Below are 21874 nucleotides of genomic sequence, written 5' to 3' on the forward strand. Positions count from 1 at the left end.
ACCTCCGCAATTTTCAAACGATCTATTCAAACAATATAATTGTACCAAAACCGAAAGAGAAGTCAACCAAAAAGCGAACATTTTTTTATCAAAAAACATTTTCGTTCGTAAGAAATATGAATTTCCCTTGTGAAAGCCTTATCTTTACTATAAAAAAAAAGAAACACATCTTATTATAAGAAATGCGTTTCTTTTTTATACTATCTTTATGCAGGTGGCGCATGTCCATCCTCGAAGCGACGTTCTAAGTTAACGAACTTATTGAACTCTTTAACGAATGCAAGCTCTACTGAGCCTACGGGACCGTTACGCTGCTTTGCAATAATAATCTCAATTGTATTTTTGTTTTCTGTTTCGCGATCATAGTAATCCTCACGATATAAGAAGGCTACAATATCAGCATCCTGCTCGATACTTCCTGATTCACGAATGTCAGACATCATCGGGCGTTTATCTTGACGAGATTCTACACCACGAGATAACTGCGATAAGGCAATAACAGGCACTTGCAATTCACGTGCGATTCCTTTTAATGTACGTGAAATCTCAGATACTTCCTGCTGACGGTTTTCTCCTGATTTTCCGCTCCCTTGAATAAGCTGCAAGTAGTCAATCAAGATCATACCAAGACCCTGTTCTTGTTTTAATCTACGACATTTTGCTCGAATCTCATTTACTTTAATCCCTGGCGTATCATCAATATAGATACCGGCGTTAGAAAGGCTACCCATTGCCATTGTTAATTTCGCCCAATCATCAGAAGTTAATGATCCAGTACGAAGTCTTTGTGCATCAATATTTCCTTCTGCACAAAGCATACGCATAACAAGCTGATCAGCACCCATCTCTAGACTAAAAATCGCTACATTTTCATCTGTTTTCGTCGCTACGTTTTGTGCGATATTTAATGAAAATGCCGTTTTCCCTACCGATGGACGTGCCGCCACGATGATTAAATCATTTCGCTGGAACCCCGCCGTCATCTTATCTAATTCAGTAAATCCAGTTGGTATCCCGGTAACTTCACCTTTTTGATTATGCAAAAGTTCAATTTTATCGTAAGCATCTACAAGAACGTCTTTAATATTTTGGAATGCTTTCGCATTCGTTTGATGTGATACTTCTAGTATTTTTTTCTCAGCCTCATTTAAAAGACCATCCACATCGTCTTCTCTCTCATATCCATCAGAAACGATATGAGTCGCTGTACGAATTAAACGACGTAACAGCGCTTTTTCAGCGATGATGCGTGCGTAATATTCTACGTTAGCAGCAGTTGGAACAACTTCCGCTAACTCTGCTAAGTAAGAAACCCCGCCAACTTCTTCTAGTAACCCTTGATCAGCCATTGCTGACGTCATCATTACTAAGTCGATTGGTTCCCCCTTATCAGACAGCCCAAGCATAACTTCAAAAATCTTTTGATGTTTCGTTCGATAGAATGAATCAGGTACCAATAACTCTGATGCTGATGTTAACGCATCTTGATCAATCAATATGGCCCCTAAAACCGCCTGCTCAGCCTCTATATTATGCGGAGGGGTACGATCAGCAAGTACATCACTCATACGCAATCCTCCTTGCTTAACTTATTTTTATTGTTCACTAACATGAACTTTTACTGTTGCTGTTACTTGCGGATGCAATTTCACAGTAACGTTTGTATAGCCTAATGCACGAATTGCATCATCCATTTCAAATTTACGTTTATCAAGTTTAATCTTGTGTGATTTTTGCATAGCATCTACGATTTGTTTGCTTGTGATAGAACCGAATAAACGGCCGCCTTCTCCAGACTTAGCCTTTAATTCTACAGTTAGTTTCTCTAATGTTTCTTTTAATTCTTTTGCATTTTCAAGCTCTGCTGCCGCATCTTTTTCTTCTTTGCGCTTTTGAGCTTCTAAAGTTTTCATACTGCTATTTGTCGCTTCAGCAGCTAAACCTTGTTTTAGTAAGAAGTTATTTGCATAGCCATCTGGTACGTTTTTTACTTCTCCTTTTTTACCTTTACCTTTTACGTCTTTTAGAAAAATTACTTTCATGATTGTGTGCCTCCCTGTAAATAGTCATCAATAATAAATCGAAGCTTCTCCTCAGCTTCATCTACTGTAACATTTTTCATTTGTGTGGCTGCATTCGTCAAATGCCCGCCACCTCCTAAATTTTCCATGACTAGCTGCACATTCACTTCACCTAAAGACCTGCCGCTAATCCCAATGAAATTCTCTCCGCGTTTCGCAATAACAAATGATGCGATAATACCCGTCATTGTTAATAACGTGTCCGCTGATTGCGCAATAAGCACTTGGTCGTAGTAATCATTACTATCAACTTTTGCAATTGCAATTCCATTTTTATAAATGTACGCATTTTTAATAGCTTTTGCAACTCGTAAATACTGATCCATATCTTCTTTTAACAATTCTTGTACAAGTACAGTGTCTGCGCCATGTGAGCGTAAATAAGAAGCAGCATCAAATGTACGAGCTCCCGTCCGGAATGTAAAGCTTTTCGTATCAACAATAATACCTGCTAACAACGCTGTCGCTTCTAACATTGTCATTTTTAAACTTTTTGGTTGATACTCAAGTAGTTCCGTAACAAGTTCTGCCGTCGAAGAAGCATATGGCTCCATATAAACAAGCAATGGATCTTCAATAAAGTCTTCCCCTCGGCGGTGATGGTCAATAACCACTACATTTTCAATTTTATGTAACAGTTTTTCCTCCATCACCATGGAAGGTTTATGCGTATCAACAACAACAAGTAAGGAATCCTCATTTGCAAATTCCATCGCTTGTACTGGTGTAATAAAGTGAGACCATAACTCTTCGTTTTGTTTCACTTTATCCATCAAACGCTTAATTCCCTTATCCGAATCATTTTCATCTAATACAATATATCCTTTACGCTCATTTAATTGAGCTACCTTTAAAATACCAATCGCAGCACCAATTGCATCCATATCAGGAGCTCTATGCCCCATTATAATGACATTACTACTTTCTAATACTAAATCCTTTAATGCGTGCGAAATAACTCTAGCACGTACACGAGTACGTTTTTCAACCGGATTTGTCTTACCGCCATAAAATTTAACTTTACCTGTCGCTTGTTTAATAGCTACTTGATCTCCACCACGGCCAAGCGCAAGGTCTAAACCAGATTGAGCCATTGCCCCAAGCTCTGATAAAGGTAAATCACCTGATCCGACACCTACACTTAATGTAAGCGGAATATTCCTTTTGGATGTTTCTTCACGTACTTGATCTAAAATGCTAAATTTCCCTTTCTCCATTTGCGCTAAAATACTTTCATTTAGTACAACGAAGAATCTTTCTGAAGATGCACGTTTTAAATACGCCCCATACTTAAGAGCCCATTCATTTAATCTAGATGTCACAAGACTTGTTATATTCGTACGTAATTGATCATCTAATCCTTGCGTAACCTCATCATAATTATCTAAATAAATGACAGCTAACACAGTACGTTGATCCTCATACATCTTTTCGATCTCCGTTTGTTCCGTTACATCAAAGAAATAAATTAACTTTTCTTCTTTTCTTACAAAAACACGAAACTTTCGATTATTCAAAGAGACTATATCATCAGATGTTTCCCCCTTAATAAAAAGAAGTAACGTTTCTGATACATCGTAAAGGTGCCATCCAGCTAATGCGTGTTGCCCCAGACATGACGATAAATAAGGATTCGCCCAATCAATCCCATAATCCTTATTGTATAACAAAATACCAATAGGCATTTGGTTAAATGCTTCATTACTCACTTTCTTTACCCTTGTAATCATATCTGTCGTATTTTTTTCGAAATTCCTTTGAAAGGTAAGTTCAAATCGTACAACAACAAAAAGCACAATACAAAAAATAAAAAAGGAAGATATCCCCATAATTAAATGAAAATAACAGAGGATTGAAATCAGCACAAACACGAAAAATGCCAATACATAAACAGGATATAAAAACCACTGTTTCTTATAAAATTCAGGCATGTATACAACTCCTATAAAGTAAAACTAACTCACCTTCCAGTTAGTTAAACAGATTAAAATAGTATAAGGAATATTATTTTATCCTCCTATTTTAGAACGTAATGAAATCCCTAAATCAATTATACCTAAGATTGTTACAAGAGGAAACAGCATCGGGATAAACATACAGGCAATAAAACTAATAATAGGAACCCCTTTAGTAAAACCTTTTCTATGTGCTAAAAAGGTGATAAATGTCAGACCTTGCAGTACGAGTAGTAGAGCAAATATGACATTTAGGTTAGAAAATACCATATGTAAATATGATGTTGGTTCTACTTTTATAAAAGTTGCTAACAAAATAAATATAACGTAATACCAGACAATACTCTTAGGCAATTGTATATCCTTAAATTTAGGCCAAGGTGTAACATCATACTTTAACTTTTTTAAAACACTACCCGATACCATAACTGTAATCCAAGAAAAACATACCGAAACCATTACAAGCAAACTTGGGAATAAAGTTTGTAATATATCATTAAATTGCCCAAATAACTCTTTTTGTTCCTTACTAATCGGCATACCTGCTGCACTTACTATTTTCTCGCTTTGTGCAATACTTTCACTAAACATTTTTTGCATTTGCTTTATTAGATCTATGTCAAAAAACTTTATACTTCCGACATAAATAAGCATCATACCGATTAAATATCCCATTGTCCCAGCTATCAATATTTCCACTGGTTTTTTCCCTTTTTTATACATGTACCCTAATACAACACCTATTAATCCGAACATGACCGTCTTTATGAGACTAAGTGGCTGACTCACGATAACTGTAATAAAAAGTGCTGCTACAAAAATTACAAGTACATTGGATAGTCTATGTCTTAGCGCTAATAATATAAATGGTAACGGCAACGCAAACGTTACAACAGTACCTAAAATAGGAACATACATAGATATAAGCAATAAAATTGCATATATCGCTAACAATGCTGCACCTTCAGTAATAAACTTTGTTTGTTTCATCGTTTAACCTCTCTTTCAAAAAGAAAAGCATAGCAAAATGCACAGTAGAGTCCGACTCTACTGTGCATTTCATACGCTATTATTCACCAACATATGGTAAAAGTGCCATTTGACGAGCACGTTTAATTGCAACTGTAAGTTTGCGTTGGTATTTTGCGCTTGTTCCTGTTACACGACGAGGTAAAATTTTACCACGCTCAGAAACGAAACGTTTTAATAAATCAACATCTTTATAATCGATGCGAGTGATGCCGTTAGCTGTGAAGAAACACACCTTACGACGTTTCGCACGTCCACCTTTGCGTCCTGCCATGTCTATTCCCTCCATTCTTTGTTAAAACTAACAAATTTACTGTATTAGAACGGTAAATCGTCGTCGGAAATGTCGATCGGTTGACCTACATTTGAAAATGGATCGTCATTCTTCGTAAAGCCAGAGTTACCTGAGTTACCCGGATTACTAGATTGACCAAATGGGTTAGAGCTTTGGTTACCGAAACCAGCTCCCGATGGTTGCTGATTGAATGAACCACGTTGCTCCCCACCGCCATTACGCGGCTCTAAAAATTGTACGCTCTCCGCAAGAACTTCTGTTACATATACACGTTTACCATCTTGTCCATCGTAATTACGAGTTTGAAGACGTCCATCTACGCCTGCTAAGCTACCTTTTTTCAAATAATTTGCTACGTTTTCTGCTTGTTTACGCCATATTACACAATTAATAAAGTCAGCTTCACGCTCACCTTGTTGATTCGCAAATGCGCGATTCACAGCTAACGTAAAAGTAGCTACTGCAACACCATTGGGCGTGTAACGTAAGTCAGGGTCCTTAGTTAAACGACCAACGAGGATAACACGATTCATCAATCGAACCACTCTCCCTATATATCAATTATTTTTCTTCTTCTTTAACAACGATATGACGAAGGATGTCTTCGTTGATCTTAGCTAAACGGTCGAATTCGTTAATCGCTTCTGCGTTAGAGTTCACGTTTAAGATCATGTAGAAACCTTCACGTAAGTCGTTGATTTCGTAAGCTAGACGACGCTTACCCCACTCTTTCGTGTTAATGATTTCTGCACCATTGTTTGTTAAAACACCTGCAAAACGTTCAACTAAAGCTTTTTGAGCTTCTTCTTCAACGCCAGGACGAATGATGTACATAATTTCGTACTTTCTCATTACACTTTCACCTCCTTTTGGTCTAAACGGCCCATAATGGGCAAGGAGCAATTAATTTATAGTAATTACTCACGAGTTTAGATTATATCATAGTAAGTTATATGAATCAACTCACCAATACATAAAAAACTTGGCAAACACATAATATATTTGCCAAGCTCATATCTTTATTTTTCCTAGGAAATATTAAATTAAACATTAAAACGGAAGTGCATAACATCTCCGTCTTTTACGATGTACTCTTTTCCTTCTAAACGTACTTTACCAGCTTCTTTTGCAGCTGTCATAGAACCATTTGTCATTAAGTCATCGTAAGACACTGTTTCCGCACGAATAAATCCACGCTCAAAGTCTGTATGAATAACACCAGCACATTGTGGTGCTTTCATACCTTGTTTAAACGTCCATGCACGTACTTCTTGCACACCAGCTGTGAAGTAAGTAGCAAGTCCTAATAAATCGTATGCTGCACGAATTAATTGATCTAAGCCAGATTCTTCAATACCTAGTTCTTCAAGGAATACTTTTTTCTCTTCCTCATCTAACTCAGCGATTTCTGATTCGATTTTTGCACATACAACGATTACTTGAGAATTTTCATTTGCAGCAAATTCTTTTACCATTTGTACATATTTATTTTCAGAAGGGTCAATAACATCGTCTTCACTTACGTTCGCTACATATAGCATTTCTTTCGTTGTAAGTAAATGAAGGCCTTTAACAATCTTCATTTGCTCTTCTGTAAATTCAACAGTACGAGCCGGTTTTCCCTCTTCAAACGCTTCTTTTAAACGTACTAAAATTTCATGCTCATATACTGCTTCTTTATCTTTTTGTCTTGCTAACTTTGCAACACGCTCGATACGTTTATCAACAGATTCTAAATCTGCTAAGATTAGCTCTAAGTTGATTGTTTCGATATCATCAATTGGATCTACTTTTCCTGAAACGTGCGTAATATTTTCATCTTCAAAACAACGAACAACTTGGCAAATTGCATCTACTTGGCGAATGTGAGATAAGAATTTATTTCCTAATCCTTCACCTTTACTTGCGCCTTTTACGATACCTGCAATGTCAGTAAATTCAAATACAGTCGGAACAGTTTTTTTCGGTTCTACTAATTCCGTTAATTTATTTAAACGCTCATCTGGTACCTCTACGATCCCTACGTTTGGATCAATTGTACAGAATGGATAGTTCGCAGATTCTGCTCCTGCTTGTGTAATTGCATTAAATAAAGTGGACTTCCCTACGTTAGGTAATCCAACAATCCCAGCCGTTAATCCCATATTTTTCACTCCTATGTCTCAATCTTTCATCATTATAGATAGTAACGAAAAAAATGACAAGTTTCCTCCAAACGAAAAAAAGTAACAGTTACCCGCTGCAACTGCTACTTTCGCTCTATTCTTCATGCTTCACAAGTATTTTTTTCACCTTACGATCAAACTCTCTTCGAGGAATCATTACTGAATGGTCACATCCCTCGCACTTAATGCGGATATCCATTCCCATACGAATAATCTTCCATCGATTCTCACCACATGGGTGGGCTTTCTTCATTTCCACAACATCGTACAAGTTATATTGCTTTTGCTCCATTCTCCAAACTCCTCTCCATACTAAATTGCTTTTCCACTAACCAACTCTTCACGATTATATAAAACCATACGTGGATATGGAATCTCAATTCCATGTAAATCGAGACGGTTTTTAATTTCTTTACGAAGGGCTCTTGCAATAACTGCATGTTGCATTGGCTCTACTTCAGCAATAACGCGTAATATAACTTCTGATGCAGCTAATGTTTGTACACCTAACAATTGAGGCGTTGTTACCATCTTCTCATACTTTGCAGGTAATTCTACTAATAAATCTTCAATAACTTGCTCAGCTTTTGCAATGTCAGCCTCATACGAAATAGATACATCAACAAATGCTACACTGTTACTTACTGAGAAGTTAGTAACTTGAATGATACTTCCGTTTGGTAAGGTATGAATTTCACCTGTCCAACTCTTTATTTTTGTTGTACGAAGTCCAATTTCTAAAACGACTCCTTCAAATTGACCAATTTTAACATAGTCTCCAACTGAAAACTGGTCTTCTAGTAAAATAAATAATCCTGTAATGACATCTTTCACTAAACTCTGTGCACCAAATCCGACTGCTAAACCAACTACCCCAGCACCTGCTAATAAGCCCGATGCATTAATTTCAAATACACCTAAAATTGCTATTAACATGATAAACATAACAACATATGCCACAATATTTTCAAGCAATTTCGCTACTGTAACTGTACGACGTTCTGAAATTTGAATCGGTGAACGACTTCCCATTCGAAACGCATTTCGTACAACCGCTCTTGCAACTCGCACAACGATGGCACCAAGTATTAAAATAACGACTATTTTTAGTGATTTCACACCTATATTTGTCCAATCAATGGACTCAAACCATTTCAATGCTAAATCCATGTACCTCTACCTCTCCAGCCAAAATTTCTTTTTAGTTATCTTTTTTATTGTATCAGAAGTCTCTCTGATTGCTAAAAAAAATTTATAACTTTAATTCCATTTGTTAACTTCCATCCAGGTATAAAATGGAGCGAATATATATATACTAGTACTATTATTTCCGTTTTCATTCATAGTTTGTAAAAGCATGCACTTATAATTTTCCATTTCACTTAACGTATTGTGAAAATTTATTAAAAGGATGGGTGCTTCATGAATATTAGAAGTTTTCGCTTACCTTTTTTTGAAAAAGAAACCCTAAATGTTATGCATCAAGACTTAGAGGCCTCCGAGACAATCAGTAATTTCTTACTTTCCCACATTCCTATTAAAACTAATATACCACTCACTCTCGTTTGTATCGGAACAGATCGTTCCACTGGCGATGCACTAGGTCCTTTAGTTGGCTCAAAACTAGAGCAAGTAGAAATCAAAAACTTCCAAGTGTTCGGCACACTAGATGACCCAATACATGCGTTAAATTTAGAGGAGAAAATTCAGAATATACAGAAAAGCGATCCTGCTTCATTTATCATTGCTGTTGACGCATGCTTAGGAAAATCCCAAAGCATCGGTTCAATCACTACCGGAAAGGGCCCAAGTAAGCCTGGGGCTGCGATGAATAAAAATTTACCTGCAGTTGGCGATTTGCATATACATGGCATCGTAAATTTAAATGGTTTCATGGAATTTTTCGTGCTTCAAAATACAAGGTTAAGTTTAGTTATGAAAATGGCTGATGTCATCGCACAAAGCGTAAAGGAAACGGATCAAAAATTATCTGTGTTAAAAAAAGCAAACCATCTATAAATAATAAGATGGTTTGCTTTTTAATTTTCCTGCGATAACAATTCTAAGATACGATTTAAATCTTCTTTATTAAAAAATTCAATTTCAATCTTACCTTTTTCTTTTTTCGTTTCTTTAATTTTCACATCTGTACCAAATTTTTCTCTTAAGAACGTTTCGCGTTCTACAAAAAATATATTTCTCTCTTTTTTTACTTGTTTTGTTTCACGTGAAACGCTTTGATTAATCTCCTGAACAATTTTCTCTAATTGACGAACATTTAATCCTTCTTTTTCGATTCGTTTCAATAAAGATTTCAATTGCTCTTCATCTTTTATTGTAAGCAAAGTTCTTCCATGAGCCATTGAAAGTTGACCATTTGCAATCATATCTTGCACGAACGAAGGGAGGCTTAGTAACCGAGTATAATTTGCGATATAAGGCCGGCTTTTACCAAGACGTTTTGCTAATTGTTCTTGTGTTATATTCAACTCATTCATTAACATCTGATATGCCATTGCCTCTTCCATAGGATTTAAATCTTCCCGTTGCAAGTTTTCTAGCAATGCAAACTCCATCATTTGCTGTTCACTTAATTGCCTTACAACTGCAGGTACTTTTTCGAGCCCAGCCTCTTTGGCAGCACGATACCTTCTTTCACCTGCAACAATTTCATATCCTTTAATACTCTTTCTAGCAATTAACGGTTGTAATATGCCGTGTTCTTTAATAGAAGTCGCTAATTCCTGAATCGCTTCTTTATTAAAGTGTTTACGTGGTTGATATGGATTCGGCCTTAATTCGGTTACTATAATCTCCTGAATCTTTTCTTCTTCTTTCACATCTAAATCAGGAAAAAACACATTAATTCCTCTTCCTAATCCCTTAGCCACCTGCAATCACTTCCTCTGCTAAATCTATATACACTTCTGCTCCTCTTGATTTAGCGTCATACTGCATAATCGGTTTCCCATGACTTGGTGCCTCACTTAAGCGCACGTTACGAGGAATAATCGAGCGGTATACTTTATCTCTAAAGTATTTTTTCACTTCATCTATCACTTGAATCCCTAAATTTGTACGGGCATCCAACATTGTTAGCAATACACCTTGAATTGCTAGATTTTTATTTAAGTGCTTTTGCACAAGTCGAACTGTATTTAATAGCTGGCTTAACCCTTCTAGTGCGTAATATTCGCATTGAACAGGAATAATAACAGAATCTGCTGCTGTTAATGCATTAATCGTTAATAACCCTAAGGACGGTGGACAGTCGATAATAATATAATCATATTCATCACGAACTGGCTGTAATGCCCTTTGCAAACGTACTTCCCGGGAAATAGTCGGTACCAATTCAATTTCAGCACCTGCTAATTGAATTGTAGCGGGTAGAACATCTAAGTTTTCAGTTGCGGTTTTCCGTATAACCCCTTGAACATCTGCATCTTCCACAAGAACGTTGTAAATACATTGATCTAATTCGGATTTTTCAATTCCCACACCAGTCGTTGCATTTCCTTGAGCGTCAATATCTACAAGAAGGACCTTTTTACCTGCTTGTGCCAATCCAGCCCCTAAATTAACAGATGTTGTTGTTTTACCAACACCACCTTTTTGATTGGCAATAGCAATGATTTTTCCCATGATGTCACCTACTTTCAACCTTTCTATCTTATTCTAGTAATAATTACGTTTATTGTAACATGAAATAAAAGTTTTTCTTTTACGTCCTTATTAAACTTCAAAATTTATTTCTAAACTCCTTCTTCATTTAACAAGAAAATATAGCAAAAGAGACCTCCCCGATAGGATAAGGTCTCTAACACGCCACTATTATTTCTTTTTTGGAATTTTAATTGTAATTTGATAGTATTCATCAAATTCTTCTTCCTCAGAATTGACATTTAAACCACTGTCAGCAACCATTTGTAATGACTGTCTAATTGTATTCATGGCAATTCTCGTATCTCGACTTACTGCTTTTTGCTTTGCCTTACGCTTCGGTTTTGCTTCCTCTAATAATTTTGCAATTCGTTCTTCTGTTTGCTTTACATTCAGTTGTTTTTCCACAATTTCCTGTAAAACCTTCAGCTGTAATTCCTCATTTTTTAAAGGAATAAGGGCGCGGGCATGACGCTCTGTAATACTCTTTTCTAATAATGCACTTTTTATTTCTTCAGGCAACTTTAACAATCGCAACTTATTTGCGATTGTAGATTGTCCTTTTCCAAGTCGTTGTGCCAATGCTTCTTGTGTTAAATTATGTAACTCAATTAGCTTTTGATATGCCACAGCTTCCTCGATCGCTGTTAGTTCCTCACGTTGTAAGTTTTCAATTAAAGCTACAGAAGCCGTCTCTGTATCATTTAAGTTCTTAATAATTGCCGGAACTTTTTCCCATCCTAACTTTGTTGCCGCACGGAAGCGTCTTTCTCCAGCAATAATCTCGTACTTATCATCCTCATATTGTCTCACAACAATTGGTTGAATAAGTCCATGTGTGCGGATCGTTAACGCTAGCTCCTCAATACGCGCATCATCAAAAACTGTGCGTGGTTGATAACGATTAGGTGTAATATTCACTATCGGAATTTCTTGTATTTCTTCATATACCTTTTTATCTATTTCTTCATGGCTTTCGTCTTGTAATTCGAATTCGCTCTCTTTATCTCCAAAGCCAAATAAACGAGAAAACGTATTTTTCATACATATTCCACCACCTTTTGGGCCTATTGACTGTTCTCCATAAAATGTTTCCTATGAAACATTTACGTTTTCATTTATATAATTAATCTTACGTCTAATAAGATTTATTTTTCAATAGGTAATTTATTGGGTGTTCCCGGTTTGCGTGGATATTTCTTTGGTGTCTTGCGCTTTTTCTCGATTAATAAAATATTACGTTCACTTTCTTCAAACGGTAATTGGAATGTAGACATTTCTTTTAAATTCCCGCCTAGCACCTCTAAAGCATACTTGCCATTTTCGATTTCTTCATTCGCCGCTGCACCTTTCATTGCAATGAATGTTCCTCCAACTTTTACAAGCGGTAAACATAGCTCGCTTAATACAGAAAGACGTGCAACTGCCCGTGCCATTACAATATCGTATGATTCACGTACACCTTCTTTTTTCCCAAATGTTTCAGCACGATCATGACAAAATGCAACATCACTCAATTCTAACTTTTGTGCTAAGTGATTTAAGAAATTAATACGTTTTTGCAATGAATCTACAATTGTTACTTTTAGGTGCGGGAAACAGATTTTCAAAGGGATACTTGGGAATCCAGCTCCTGCACCAACATCGCAAATTGAGAATGGTTTTGAAAAATCATAATAAAAAGCAGCTGTAATAGAATCAAAAAAGTGTTTTAAATATACTTCTTCTTTCTCTGTAATAGCCGTTAAATTCATTTTTTCATTCCACTCTACTAATGTTTCAAAGTAGATTTTGAACTGCTCTAACTGTCTAGAAGAGAGGATGATACCCTTCTCTTCTAGCATAGATTGAAATTGTTCTATGTTCATCTAGCAATAGCTCCTTACTATTTATTGGTTCGATACGCGCGCAATTTTTCCTTGTTCAATATAAACAAGTAAGATGGAAATATCCGCTGGATTTACGCCAGAAATACGTGAAGCCTGCCCCATTGAAAGTGGACGAACATCTTTCAATTTCTGTCTAGCTTCTGAGGCAAGGCTAGAAATCGCATCATAATCAATATCCACAGGGATTTTTTTACCTTCCATTTTCTTCATACGCTCTACTTGCTGTAACGATTTTTCGATATATCCTTCGTACTTAATCTGAATTTCAACTTGTTCTGTAACTTCATCACTTAATTCTACTTCACTTGGTACTAAAAGGTGAATATGCTCATATGTCATCTCTGGACGACGTAATAAGTCACTTGCACGTATTCCATCTTTCAATTCACTTCCACCAATACCGCGAATTAATTCCTGAACTTCAGGACGTGGTTTAATAATAATGCTACTTAAACGTTCCTTTTCCTGTTCAATTTGTAATTTTTTATTTGTAAATCGCTCATAGCGCTCTTCTTTAATTAATCCAATTTCACGACCAACTTCAGTTAAACGAAGATCTGCATTGTCGTGGCGTAATAATAGACGATATTCTGCACGAGACGTTAGTAAACGATATGGTTCATTTGTACCTTTCGTTACAAGATCATCAATTAAGACACCAATATAAGCATCCTCGCGACCTAAAATAACTTCTTTTTTGCCTAAAGAACGACATGCTGCATTAATTCCAGCCATAAGTCCTTGTCCTGCCGCCTCTTCGTAACCAGAAGTTCCGTTAATTTGTCCTGCTGTATATAAATTTTTAATTTTTTTCGTTTCAAGTGTTGGCCATAGTTGTGTTGGCACGATTGCATCGTATTCAATTGCATAACCTGTACGCATCATTTCAACGTTTTCTAGACCAGGAATTGTTCTAAGCATATCACGCTGTACGTCTTCTGGTAAGCTTGTGGATAAACCTTGTACATACACTTCTTGTGTATTACGTCCTTCTGGCTCTAAGAAAATTTGGTGACGTGGCTTATCATTAAACCTTACTACTTTGTCTTCAATTGAAGGACAATATCTAGGCCCTGTTCCTTTAATCATACCAGAATACATAGCTGAACGATGCAGGTTTTCATCTATTAAACGATGTGTTTCCGTACTTGTATACGTCAACCAACATGGAATTTGATCCATAATAAATTTTGTCGTTTCAAAAGAAAACGCACGTGGTTTATCATCACCTGGCTGAATTTCTGTTTTACTGTAATCAATCGTATTACTATTTACACGAGGAGGTGTACCTGTTTTAAATCTAACAAGATCAAATCCAAGCTCCTCTAAATGTTCTGATAAAGTAATAGATGGTTGTTGATTATTCGGACCGCTCGAATATTTTAAATCTCCCATAATAATCTCACCGCGTAAAAACGTTCCAGTCGTAATTACAACTGTTTTTGCTGTATATTCAGCACCAGCTTGCGTAATTACCCCTTTACATTCGCCATCTTCAACGATTAAGCGTTCTACCATTCCTTGGAACAACGTTAAGTTGGGTGTTTCTTCAATTGTTTTCTTTAATTCATGTTGGTAAGAAAACTTATCTGCTTGTGCTCGAAGTGCACGTACAGCCGGTCCTTTACCTGTATTTAACATACGCATTTGAATATGCGTTTTATCAATGTTGCGTCCCATTTCTCCGCCTAATGCATCAATTTCACGAACAACAATCCCTTTTGCTGGTCCACCAACAGAAGGGTTACATGGCATAAACGCTACCATATCTAAGTTAATTGTTAACATTAATGTTTTGGAGCCCATTCGTGCTGCCGCAAGACCAGCTTCACATCCTGCATGACCTGCACCGATTACTATGACATCGTATGAACCGGCATTGTATCCCATTGCTTATTCCTCCTAATAATCACTATCTTTCTAAAACATTTTTATATTATTTTCCTAAACAAAATTGAGAGAACAACTGGTCAATTAAGCTTTCATGAACGGTATCACCAGTAATTTCACCAAGTATTTCCCACGTTCTTGTTAAATCAATTTGCACCATGTCAATTGGAACACCATTTCCTATCGCCTCAATTGCATCTCCAATTGTCTTTCCTGCTTGTGTTAGCAATCCAATATGCCTCGCGTTAGAAACATATGTCATATCCGCAGAATCAATTGTTCCTTCAAAGAATAACTCAGCTATTGCCTTTTCAAGCTCATCTATTCCTTGCTCCTCAATTAAAGACGTTGTAATAATACGATTTCCTACTGCCAATTCTGTAACACGTTCCATATCGATGGCTTGCGGTAAATCTGTCTTATTTACAATAACAATGAAATCTTTTCCTTGTACGGCACGGAATAGATCTTCATCCTCATTCGTTAAAACTTCACTATAATTAACGACAACTAACACTAAATCAGCTTGGCTCATCATTTCTTTTGAACGCTCTACACCAATTCGTTCAACAACATCTTCTGTTTCGCGAATTCCGGCTGTATCTATAAGTTTAAGTGGTACACCACGCACATTAACGTACTCTTCAATAACATCACGAGTTGTTCCTGCAATATCGGTTACAATTGCTTTTTTCTCCTGAACGAGACTATTTAATAACGATGACTTCCCAACGTTAGGCCTACCGATGATTGCAGTTGCAATACCTTCTCGCAAAATCTTTCCTTGCTTCGACGTTTCTAATATTTTTGCAATTTCAGTACGAACATGTGTCGCTTTCTCAATTAAAATATTATGTGTCATTTCTTCCACATCATCGTATTCTGGATAATCTATATTTACCTCAACATGAGCTAATGTTTCTAATATTTCTTGACGCAAATGGCCGATTAATTTAGATAATCGTCCTTCCATTTGATTAATTGCTACATTCATCGCACGATCTGTTTTTGCACGGATTAAATCCATAACAGCTTCTGCTTGTGATAAATCAATACGTCCATTTAAAAAAGCTCGTTTTGTAAATTCACCAGGCTCTGCTAATCGTACTCCTTGTGCTAAAATAAGTTGTAATACTTTATTTACCGAAACAAGTCCACCGTGACAGTTAATTTCTACTATATTTTCACGTGTAAAAGTCCTTGGTGCACGCATAATGGATACCATAACTTCTTCAATAACCTGATTTGTATCTAAATCCACAATATGACCATAATGAATTGTGTGAGAAGGAACTTCCGTTAAATCCTTCCCTTTAAAAATACGATTCACTTTCTCAACAGCATCATCCCCACTTACTCGAACAATGGCAATTGCACCCTCTCCAAGAGCTGTGGAAATCGCGGCAATTGTATCGAATTCCATGTCCTTTCACCTCACTTGCTTATTTATCTCTATCTCAACATGATTATTTTCTTCACTAAATTATTAGGATACCATAACGAACCTATCTACAAAAGAATAATAACTCATTTTATTATGTCCTCATGTAAAAAACACTAAACTTATTCACAGTGGATAAGTTTAGTGTTTTTTAGTTATCCACAGCCGTTTTTCCCTCAAAAAAACCGGCACTCATTTGAGTAACCGGTCATTTGGAAGATATTACAACATGCCGATGAGGTTCATTTCCTTCAGAAGTTGTATTGATACCTTGATGATTCGATAATGCTTGATGAATAATTTTTCGTTCAAAAGATGGCATTGGCTCTAAAACAACTCTTTTTTTCGTATTAGACACTTGTTTTGCTAATCGATAAGAAAGCGACTCTAACGTACTTTTTCTTTTGCTACGATAATTTTCAGCATCTAGTGTAATACCAATATACTGCTTCGTATGACGATTCGCGACAAGTTTTGTTAAATACTGTAAAGAGTTCAAAGTATTACCTCTTTTTCCAATCAAAACACCTACATTATCACCCAAAATTGTAAATTCAACTTCGCGTCCTTTTACAATTTTACTAATCTCAACCTCAACACCCATATTGCGAATAACATTTTTCAAATATTCTTCACATTCTTGAATTGGATCCTTCTTCAGTACAACTTCTACTACTGCAGGACGATTCCCAAATAAACCTAAGAACCCTCTTTTACCTTCATCGATAATTTTTATATCTACTCGGTCTTTTGAAACATTTAACTGCCTTAAAGCATCTTGTACTGCCAGCTCGACTGTTTGTCCTTTAGCAGTAATTATACTCACTTGCTTGATCCTTCTGCCTTACCAGCCTTAATTTCTGGCCCTTTGATCAAGTACATTTGAGCGATACCAAAGATATTACCAACAACCCAGTAAAGTGATAATGCAGCTGGGAAGTTAATTGCAAAGACTAAAATCATAATCGGCATAAGCCAAATCATCATTGCCATTTGCGGGTTTTGACCAGCTGTTCCTGCCATTGCAAGCTTTTGCTGAATAAATGTCGTAATTGCCGCAACAACCGGTAAGATATAATACGGATCTGCCTGCCCTAAATCGAACCATAAAAATGTATGTTTACTAATTTCTGATGTTCTCATAATCGCATGATAAAACGCGAATAAAATAGGCATCTGAATAAATATTGGTAAACAACCTGCTAATGGGTTTACACCATTTTTTTGATATAACTGCATCATTTCTTGTTGTAGTTTTTGCTGTGTTGCTTGATCTTTTGAGCTATATTTCTCTTTCAATTTCACCATTTCTGGTTGTAACGCTTGCATTGCCTTTGTGCTCTTCGTTTGTTTAATCATTAATGGTAATAATGCAAAACGAATGATAAGAGTTGTAACCACGATTGCTAAACCGTAATTATTACCAAATAATTTTGCAAAATACGTGATTAACTGAGAAAGCGGGTATACGAAATATTCATTCCAAATTCCAGTACTTTTCGGTGTAATCGGCTGATTCGTTTCACTACAGCCAGTAGCAATTGCCATTAATAAAACAACCATGGCTAGTAAACCTAGTTTCTTTTTCAAATCCTGCTCCTCCTTGTTTCGGTATGTATATAGTGTAATTCATTTCCTTACGCTACTTTTTTATTCTTTTCATACCAGAGCGTTTAAAGACATGAATTAAGCTTTTCTTTACTTCTTCATATGTCATCTCTGCACAAGGCTTCCTTGCTATTATAACAAAATCTTTTCCAGAATCTATCTCATCTTTTAATTCTATAATCGCTTGGCGAATCATACGCTTAACACGATTACGAACTACTGCATTTCCTATTTTTTTGCTAACAGAAAGGCCGATGCGAAAGTATGGCTGTTTTTCTTTATTTAATTGGTATACAACAAACTGACGATTAGCATTCGATTTTCCTTTTTGAAAAACCGCCTGAAATTCATCATTCTTTTTTATACGATTTTTTTTCTTCATATCAATTGACACTCCTGTATTTCATCAGCGGAAATTCATTATTATTAGAAAAAAAGACCACTGAACGATCAGTGGTCTACGCAGATAATACTTTTCTTCCTTTACGACGACGAGCTGCTAGCACTTTACGTCCGTTCGCTGTGCTCATACGGCTGCGGAAACCATGTACTTTGCTGCGCTTACGTTTATTTGGTTGGTAAGTTCTTTTCATTATATGACACCTCCCTGAGGAATATCTGTTAAAGACAGTCTAATAAATTATAGTAAATCAAATAGGAAAATGTCAATGCTTCTCGAAATTTTCATCAAATATTCATTTTGAACCTATTCACATACTTTTTCACAGACCCTATATTTTCTTGTGGATAAATGTTTTTTCTTGTTTTTTATATCCACAAACTCTTTTTGTACTTTTACACAGTATATCGTGTTGTGGACAAGTTTATTCCACAAGGTATTGATTTTGTGGATAACTTTCTTAATTTCATTGCTATAGCTACTTTTTTTTGATATTATAGTTGTGTTTTCACTTTGAATAAGTTTTCCACATCTTTATCTTATCCACAAATTGTGTATAACATGTGGACAGTTTTAATCACATGTGGGTAAATGATTATCCACATTTACTTTTTTGTCGAAAACCCTATCTCATATACAAACGACGTTTTTTGGTTTTAAAATACGTTTCGTATAAATATACATTTTATATTTATTAGGTTGTACATTTGTTGCGCAACCTTATTCTTTTACCATCTTAGTAAAGGAGGGACACCTTTGGAAAACATCTCTGATTTATGGAATAGTGCCTTAAAAGAACTAGAAAAAAAGGTCAGTAAACCTAGTTATGAAACATGGTTAAAATCAACAACCGCACATAACTTGAAGAAGGACGTATTAACAATTACGGCTCCAAATGAATTCGCTCGTGATTGGTTAGAATCTCATTATTCAGAGCTAATTTCGGAAACACTTTATGATTTAACAGGGGCAAAATTAGCTATTCGCTTTATCATTCCCCAAAGTCAAGCTGAAGAGGAAATTGATTTTCCTCCTTCAAAACCAAATGCAGCACAAGATGACTCGAATCATTTACCACAGAGTATGCTAAACCCAAAATATACGTTTGATACGTTTGTTATTGGCTCTGGTAACCGTTTTGCTCACGCTGCTTCATTAGCCGTGGCTGAAGCGCCCGCTAAAGCATACAATCCCCTCTTTATTTATGGGGGAGTTGGGCTTGGAAAGACCCATTTAATGCATGCGATTGGCCATTATGTAATTGAACACAATCCAAATGCGAAGGTTGTATATTTATCATCAGAAAAATTTACAAATGAATTCATTAACTCTATTCGTGATAATAAAGCGGTCGATTTTCGTAATAAATACCGCAATGTAGATGTTTTATTGATAGATGATATTCAATTTCTAGCTGGAAAAGAACAAACTCAAGAAGAGTTTTTCCATACATTTAATGCATTACACGAAGAAAGTAAACAAATTGTAATTTCAAGTGATCGGCCACCAAAAGAAATTCCAACTTTAGAAGATCGTCTTCGTTCTCGCTTTGAATGGGGACTTATTACAGATATTACGCCACCAGATTTAGAAACACGAATTGCAATTTTACGTAAAAAGGCAAAAGCTGAAGGGCTCGATATACCAAATGAGGTTATGCTTTATATCGCAAATCAAATTGATTCAAATATTCGTGAACTAGAAGGGGCACTAATACGAGTTGTAGCTTATTCATCTTTAATTAACAAAGATATTAATGCTGATTTAGCAGCTGAAGCACTTAAAGATATTATTCCAAATTCTAAACCAAAAATTATCTCTATTTATGATATTCAAAAAGCTGTTGGGGACGTTTATCAAGTGAAGTTGGAAGATTTTAAGGCGAAAAAGCGAACAAAATCTGTTGCCTTTCCTCGCCAAATTGCAATGTATTTATCACGCGAACTTACAGACTCCTCTTTACCTAAAATAGGTGAAGAATTTGGCGGACGTGATCATACAACAGTTATCCATGCTCATGAAAAAATTTCTAAGCTATTAAAAACGGATACGCAATTACAAAAGCAAGTCGAAGAAATTAACGATATTTTAAAGTAGTAGCTGAATAGTGTGAATAACTTCCCTTGTTTTACGCACAGTCTATCCACATGTAGATAGGCTGTTTTTACATCCTCTAATGGGGTTATCCACATATCCACAGCCCCTATTACTATTACTACTATATTTTATCTTTATTAATTAAATAAAATCTTATACTTACCGGAGGTTTTTCGTTATGCGTTTTACAATACAAAAAGACTATCTTGTAAGAAGTGTACAAGATGTAATGAAGGCAGTTTCTTCTCGTACGACAATTCCGATCCTTACAGGAATTAAAGTTGTCGCTACTGAAGAAGGAGTTACGTTAACAGGAAGCGATGCTGATATTTCTATCGAATCTTTTATCCCAGTTGAAGAAGATGGAAAAGAAATTGTAGAAGTAGCACAATCAGGAAGTATTGTTTTACAAGCAAAGTATTTCAGTGAGATTGTAAAAAAATTACCGAAGGAAACTGTTGAAATTTCTGTGGAAAATCATTTTATGACAAAAATAACATCTGGAAAATCAGAGTTTAATTTAAATGGTTTAGATTCCGCGGAATATCCATTATTGCCGCAAATTGAAGAACATCATGTTTTTAAGATTCCAACAGATTTACTTAAACATATGATCAGGCAAACTGTATTTGCAGTTTCAACTTCTGAAACAAGACCAATCTTGACAGGTGTAAACTGGAAAGTATATAACAGCGAATTAACTTGCATTGCAACAGATAGTCACAGACTAGCACTTCGAAAAGCAAAAATTGAAGGACATAATATTGCAGATGAGTTTCAAGCGAATGTTGTTATTCCAGGTAAAAGCTTAAATGAATTAAGCAAAATTCTAGATGAGTCTGAAGAAATGGTAGATATCGTTATTACGGAGTATCAAGTATTATTCCGTACGAAACATTTATTATTCTTCTCAAGATTGTTAGAAGGAAATTATCCTGATACAACTCGTTTAATTCCAGCAGAGAGTAAAACTGATATTTTTGTAAATACAAAAGAATTCTTACAAGCAATTGATCGTGCCTCTCTGTTAGCAAGAGACGGTCGTAATAATGTTGTAAAATTATCAACTTTAGAACAAGAAATGCTAGAAATTTCTTCGAATTCACCAGAAATCGGAAAAGTAGTAGAAGAAGTTCAATGTGAAAAAGTAGATGGGGAAGAGTTAAAAATATCTTTTAGTGCAAAATATATGATGGATGCACTAAAAGCCTTAGATAGTACAGAAATTAAAATTAGCTTTACTGGGGCAATGAGACCATTCTTAATTCGCACAGTAAACGATGAGTCCATTATTCAATTGATTTTACCAGTTCGTACTTACTAAGTAAGAACTGAGGGTTGCTAGTTTAAAGATGCTAGTA

At 35.8% G+C, this 21874-nt stretch carries 23 protein-coding genes; 3 read left to right on the forward strand and 20 right to left on the reverse strand.

Annotated features, from left to right (window positions below; genetic code table 11):
- Positions 1-206: 206 nt before the first annotated feature.
- From dnaB to COE49_RS20525, 10 genes are all read right to left on the reverse strand, one after another.
- Positions 207-1568, reverse strand: coding sequence for a replicative DNA helicase (dnaB, locus tag COE49_RS20480; protein WP_001286148.1), 1362 nt, complete (start codon positions 1566-1568; stop codon positions 207-209).
- A 27-nt stretch (positions 1569-1595) separates the two neighbouring features.
- The gene (gene rplI / locus COE49_RS20485) at positions 1596-2042 is read right to left on the reverse strand and encodes a 50S ribosomal protein L9 (RefSeq protein WP_000864228.1); all 447 of its coding nucleotides are present in this window, start codon (positions 2040-2042) and stop codon (positions 1596-1598) included.
- A complete protein-coding gene (locus COE49_RS20490; protein WP_088233065.1) occupies positions 2039-4012 on the reverse strand; it encodes a DHH family phosphoesterase in 1974 nt (657 codons plus the stop codon). Before COE49_RS20490 ends, rplI begins: the two co-directional genes overlap by 4 nt.
- A gap of 78 nt (positions 4013-4090) precedes the next feature.
- The gene (locus tag COE49_RS20495; protein WP_088233064.1) at positions 4091-5026 is read right to left on the reverse strand and encodes a YybS family protein; all 936 of its coding nucleotides are present in this window, start codon (positions 5024-5026) and stop codon (positions 4091-4093) included.
- A gap of 79 nt (positions 5027-5105) precedes the next feature.
- Positions 5106-5339, reverse strand: a complete 234-nt coding sequence (rpsR, locus tag COE49_RS20500) for a 30S ribosomal protein S18 (RefSeq protein ID WP_000918873.1) — start codon at positions 5337-5339, stop codon at positions 5106-5108.
- A 44-nt stretch (positions 5340-5383) separates the two neighbouring features.
- On the reverse strand, positions 5384-5896 hold the full coding sequence (ssb, locus tag COE49_RS20505; RefSeq protein WP_088233063.1) for a single-stranded DNA-binding protein: 513 nt from the start codon (positions 5894-5896) through the stop codon (positions 5384-5386).
- Positions 5897-5921: 25 nt separating this feature from the next.
- A complete protein-coding gene (gene rpsF, locus COE49_RS20510) occupies positions 5922-6212 on the reverse strand; it encodes a 30S ribosomal protein S6 (protein ID WP_001233781.1) in 291 nt (96 codons plus the stop codon).
- A 191-nt stretch (positions 6213-6403) separates the two neighbouring features.
- Complete coding sequence (ychF, locus tag COE49_RS20515) at positions 6404-7504, reverse strand: redox-regulated ATPase YchF (RefSeq protein WP_000524667.1); 1101 nt, start codon at positions 7502-7504, stop codon at positions 6404-6406.
- A gap of 115 nt (positions 7505-7619) precedes the next feature.
- Positions 7620-7817 carry a DUF951 domain-containing protein gene (locus COE49_RS20520; RefSeq protein ID WP_000436051.1) on the reverse strand — a complete coding sequence of 66 codons (198 nt, stop codon included), beginning with the start codon at positions 7815-7817 and terminating at the stop codon, positions 7620-7622.
- A 20-nt stretch (positions 7818-7837) separates the two neighbouring features.
- Complete coding sequence (locus COE49_RS20525) at positions 7838-8695, reverse strand: mechanosensitive ion channel family protein (protein ID WP_088233062.1); 858 nt, start codon at positions 8693-8695, stop codon at positions 7838-7840.
- A gap of 252 nt (positions 8696-8947) precedes the next feature.
- Here COE49_RS20525 and yyaC point away from each other — a divergent pair, with 252 nt between their 5' ends.
- The gene (gene yyaC, locus COE49_RS20530) at positions 8948-9544 is read left to right on the forward strand and encodes a spore protease YyaC (RefSeq protein WP_088233061.1); all 597 of its coding nucleotides are present in this window, start codon (positions 8948-8950) and stop codon (positions 9542-9544) included.
- A 20-nt stretch (positions 9545-9564) separates the two neighbouring features.
- On the opposite strand, the gene spo0J is transcribed toward yyaC, so the two are convergent.
- From spo0J to rpmH, 10 genes are all read right to left on the reverse strand, one after another.
- Entirely contained in the window at positions 9565-10416 is an 852-nt protein-coding gene (gene spo0J, locus COE49_RS20535) for a stage 0 sporulation protein Spo0J (protein WP_088233060.1), read from the reverse strand.
- Entirely contained in the window at positions 10409-11170 is a 762-nt protein-coding gene (gene soj / locus COE49_RS20540) for a sporulation initiation inhibitor protein Soj (RefSeq protein ID WP_000516111.1), read from the reverse strand. The genes spo0J and soj overlap by 8 nt, the downstream gene beginning before the upstream one ends.
- A 189-nt stretch (positions 11171-11359) precedes the next feature.
- Positions 11360-12232: a nucleoid occlusion protein gene (gene noc, locus COE49_RS20545; protein ID WP_000799026.1), complete on the reverse strand. Its 873-nt coding sequence runs from the start codon at positions 12230-12232 to the stop codon at positions 11360-11362.
- 104 nt (positions 12233-12336) lie between these two features.
- Complete coding sequence (gene rsmG, locus COE49_RS20550; RefSeq protein WP_088233059.1) at positions 12337-13056, reverse strand: 16S rRNA (guanine(527)-N(7))-methyltransferase RsmG; 720 nt, start codon at positions 13054-13056, stop codon at positions 12337-12339.
- A 21-nt stretch (positions 13057-13077) separates the two neighbouring features.
- Entirely contained in the window at positions 13078-14967 is a 1890-nt protein-coding gene (gene mnmG / locus COE49_RS20555; protein WP_088233058.1) for a tRNA uridine-5-carboxymethylaminomethyl(34) synthesis enzyme MnmG, read from the reverse strand.
- Between the two features lie 46 nt (positions 14968-15013).
- Complete coding sequence (gene mnmE / locus COE49_RS20560; protein WP_088233057.1) at positions 15014-16390, reverse strand: tRNA uridine-5-carboxymethylaminomethyl(34) synthesis GTPase MnmE; 1377 nt, start codon at positions 16388-16390, stop codon at positions 15014-15016.
- Positions 16391-16616: 226 nt separating this feature from the next.
- A complete protein-coding gene (gene jag / locus COE49_RS20565) occupies positions 16617-17234 on the reverse strand; it encodes an RNA-binding cell elongation regulator Jag/EloR (protein ID WP_088233056.1) in 618 nt (205 codons plus the stop codon).
- Complete coding sequence (gene spoIIIJ, locus COE49_RS20570) at positions 17231-17998, reverse strand: YidC family membrane integrase SpoIIIJ (RefSeq protein WP_088233055.1); 768 nt, start codon at positions 17996-17998, stop codon at positions 17231-17233. Before spoIIIJ ends, jag begins: the two co-directional genes overlap by 4 nt.
- Before the next feature lie 52 nt (positions 17999-18050).
- Entirely contained in the window at positions 18051-18398 is a 348-nt protein-coding gene (gene rnpA, locus COE49_RS20575) for a ribonuclease P protein component (RefSeq protein WP_088233054.1), read from the reverse strand.
- Between the two features lie 76 nt (positions 18399-18474).
- Complete coding sequence (gene rpmH, locus COE49_RS20580) at positions 18475-18609, reverse strand: 50S ribosomal protein L34 (protein ID WP_000831901.1); 135 nt, start codon at positions 18607-18609, stop codon at positions 18475-18477.
- Positions 18610-19172: 563 nt separating this feature from the next.
- On the opposite strand from rpmH, the gene dnaA reads away from it, so the two are divergent.
- Together dnaA and dnaN are read left to right on the forward strand one after the other, a co-directional pair.
- The gene (gene dnaA / locus COE49_RS20585) at positions 19173-20513 is read left to right on the forward strand and encodes a chromosomal replication initiator protein DnaA (RefSeq protein WP_000428019.1); all 1341 of its coding nucleotides are present in this window, start codon (positions 19173-19175) and stop codon (positions 20511-20513) included.
- A 178-nt stretch (positions 20514-20691) separates the two neighbouring features.
- On the forward strand, positions 20692-21837 hold the full coding sequence (gene dnaN, locus COE49_RS20590; RefSeq protein WP_088233053.1) for a DNA polymerase III subunit beta: 1146 nt from the start codon (positions 20692-20694) through the stop codon (positions 21835-21837).
- Positions 21838-21874 lie beyond the last annotated feature (37 nt).

Origin of the sequence: Bacillus sp. AFS029637, assembly GCF_002584985.1 — a bacterium.
GTDB lineage: Bacteria > Bacillota > Bacilli > Bacillales > Bacillaceae_G > Bacillus_A.

Excerpts from the sequence above, each read along its gene's own strand:
- dnaB (WP_001286148.1), bottom strand. The coding sequence starts at position 1,568 with ATGAGTGATGTACTTGCTGATCGTACCCCTCCGCATAATATAGAGGCT.
- rplI (WP_000864228.1), bottom strand. The coding sequence starts at position 2,042 with ATGAAAGTAATTTTTCTAAAAGACGTAAAAGGTAAAGGTAAAAAAGGA.
- COE49_RS20490 (WP_088233065.1), bottom strand. The coding sequence starts at position 4,012 with ATGCCTGAATTTTATAAGAAACAGTGGTTTTTATATCCTGTTTATGTA.
- COE49_RS20495 (WP_088233064.1), bottom strand. The coding sequence starts at position 5,026 with ATGAAACAAACAAAGTTTATTACTGAAGGTGCAGCATTGTTAGCGATA.
- rpsR (WP_000918873.1), bottom strand. The coding sequence starts at position 5,339 with ATGGCAGGACGCAAAGGTGGACGTGCGAAACGTCGTAAGGTGTGTTTC.
- rpsF (WP_001233781.1), bottom strand. The coding sequence starts at position 6,212 with ATGAGAAAGTACGAAATTATGTACATCATTCGTCCTGGCGTTGAAGAA.
- ychF (WP_000524667.1), bottom strand. The coding sequence starts at position 7,504 with ATGGGATTAACGGCTGGGATTGTTGGATTACCTAACGTAGGGAAGTCC.
- COE49_RS20520 (WP_000436051.1), bottom strand. The coding sequence starts at position 7,817 with ATGGAGCAAAAGCAATATAACTTGTACGATGTTGTGGAAATGAAGAAA.
- COE49_RS20525 (WP_088233062.1), bottom strand. The coding sequence starts at position 8,695 with ATGGATTTAGCATTGAAATGGTTTGAGTCCATTGATTGGACAAATATA.
- yyaC (WP_088233061.1), top strand. The coding sequence starts at position 8,948 with ATGAATATTAGAAGTTTTCGCTTACCTTTTTTTGAAAAAGAAACCCTA.
- soj (WP_000516111.1), bottom strand. The coding sequence starts at position 11,170 with ATGGGAAAAATCATTGCTATTGCCAATCAAAAAGGTGGTGTTGGTAAA.
- noc (WP_000799026.1), bottom strand. The coding sequence starts at position 12,232 with ATGAAAAATACGTTTTCTCGTTTATTTGGCTTTGGAGATAAAGAGAGC.
- rsmG (WP_088233059.1), bottom strand. The coding sequence starts at position 13,056 with ATGAACATAGAACAATTTCAATCTATGCTAGAAGAGAAGGGTATCATC.
- mnmG (WP_088233058.1), bottom strand. The coding sequence starts at position 14,967 with ATGGGATACAATGCCGGTTCATACGATGTCATAGTAATCGGTGCAGGT.
- mnmE (WP_088233057.1), bottom strand. The coding sequence starts at position 16,390 with ATGGAATTCGATACAATTGCCGCGATTTCCACAGCTCTTGGAGAGGGT.
- rnpA (WP_088233054.1), bottom strand. The coding sequence starts at position 18,398 with ATGAAGAAAAAAAATCGTATAAAAAAGAATGATGAATTTCAGGCGGTT.
- rpmH (WP_000831901.1), bottom strand. The coding sequence starts at position 18,609 with ATGAAAAGAACTTACCAACCAAATAAACGTAAGCGCAGCAAAGTACAT.
- dnaN (WP_088233053.1), top strand. The coding sequence starts at position 20,692 with ATGCGTTTTACAATACAAAAAGACTATCTTGTAAGAAGTGTACAAGAT.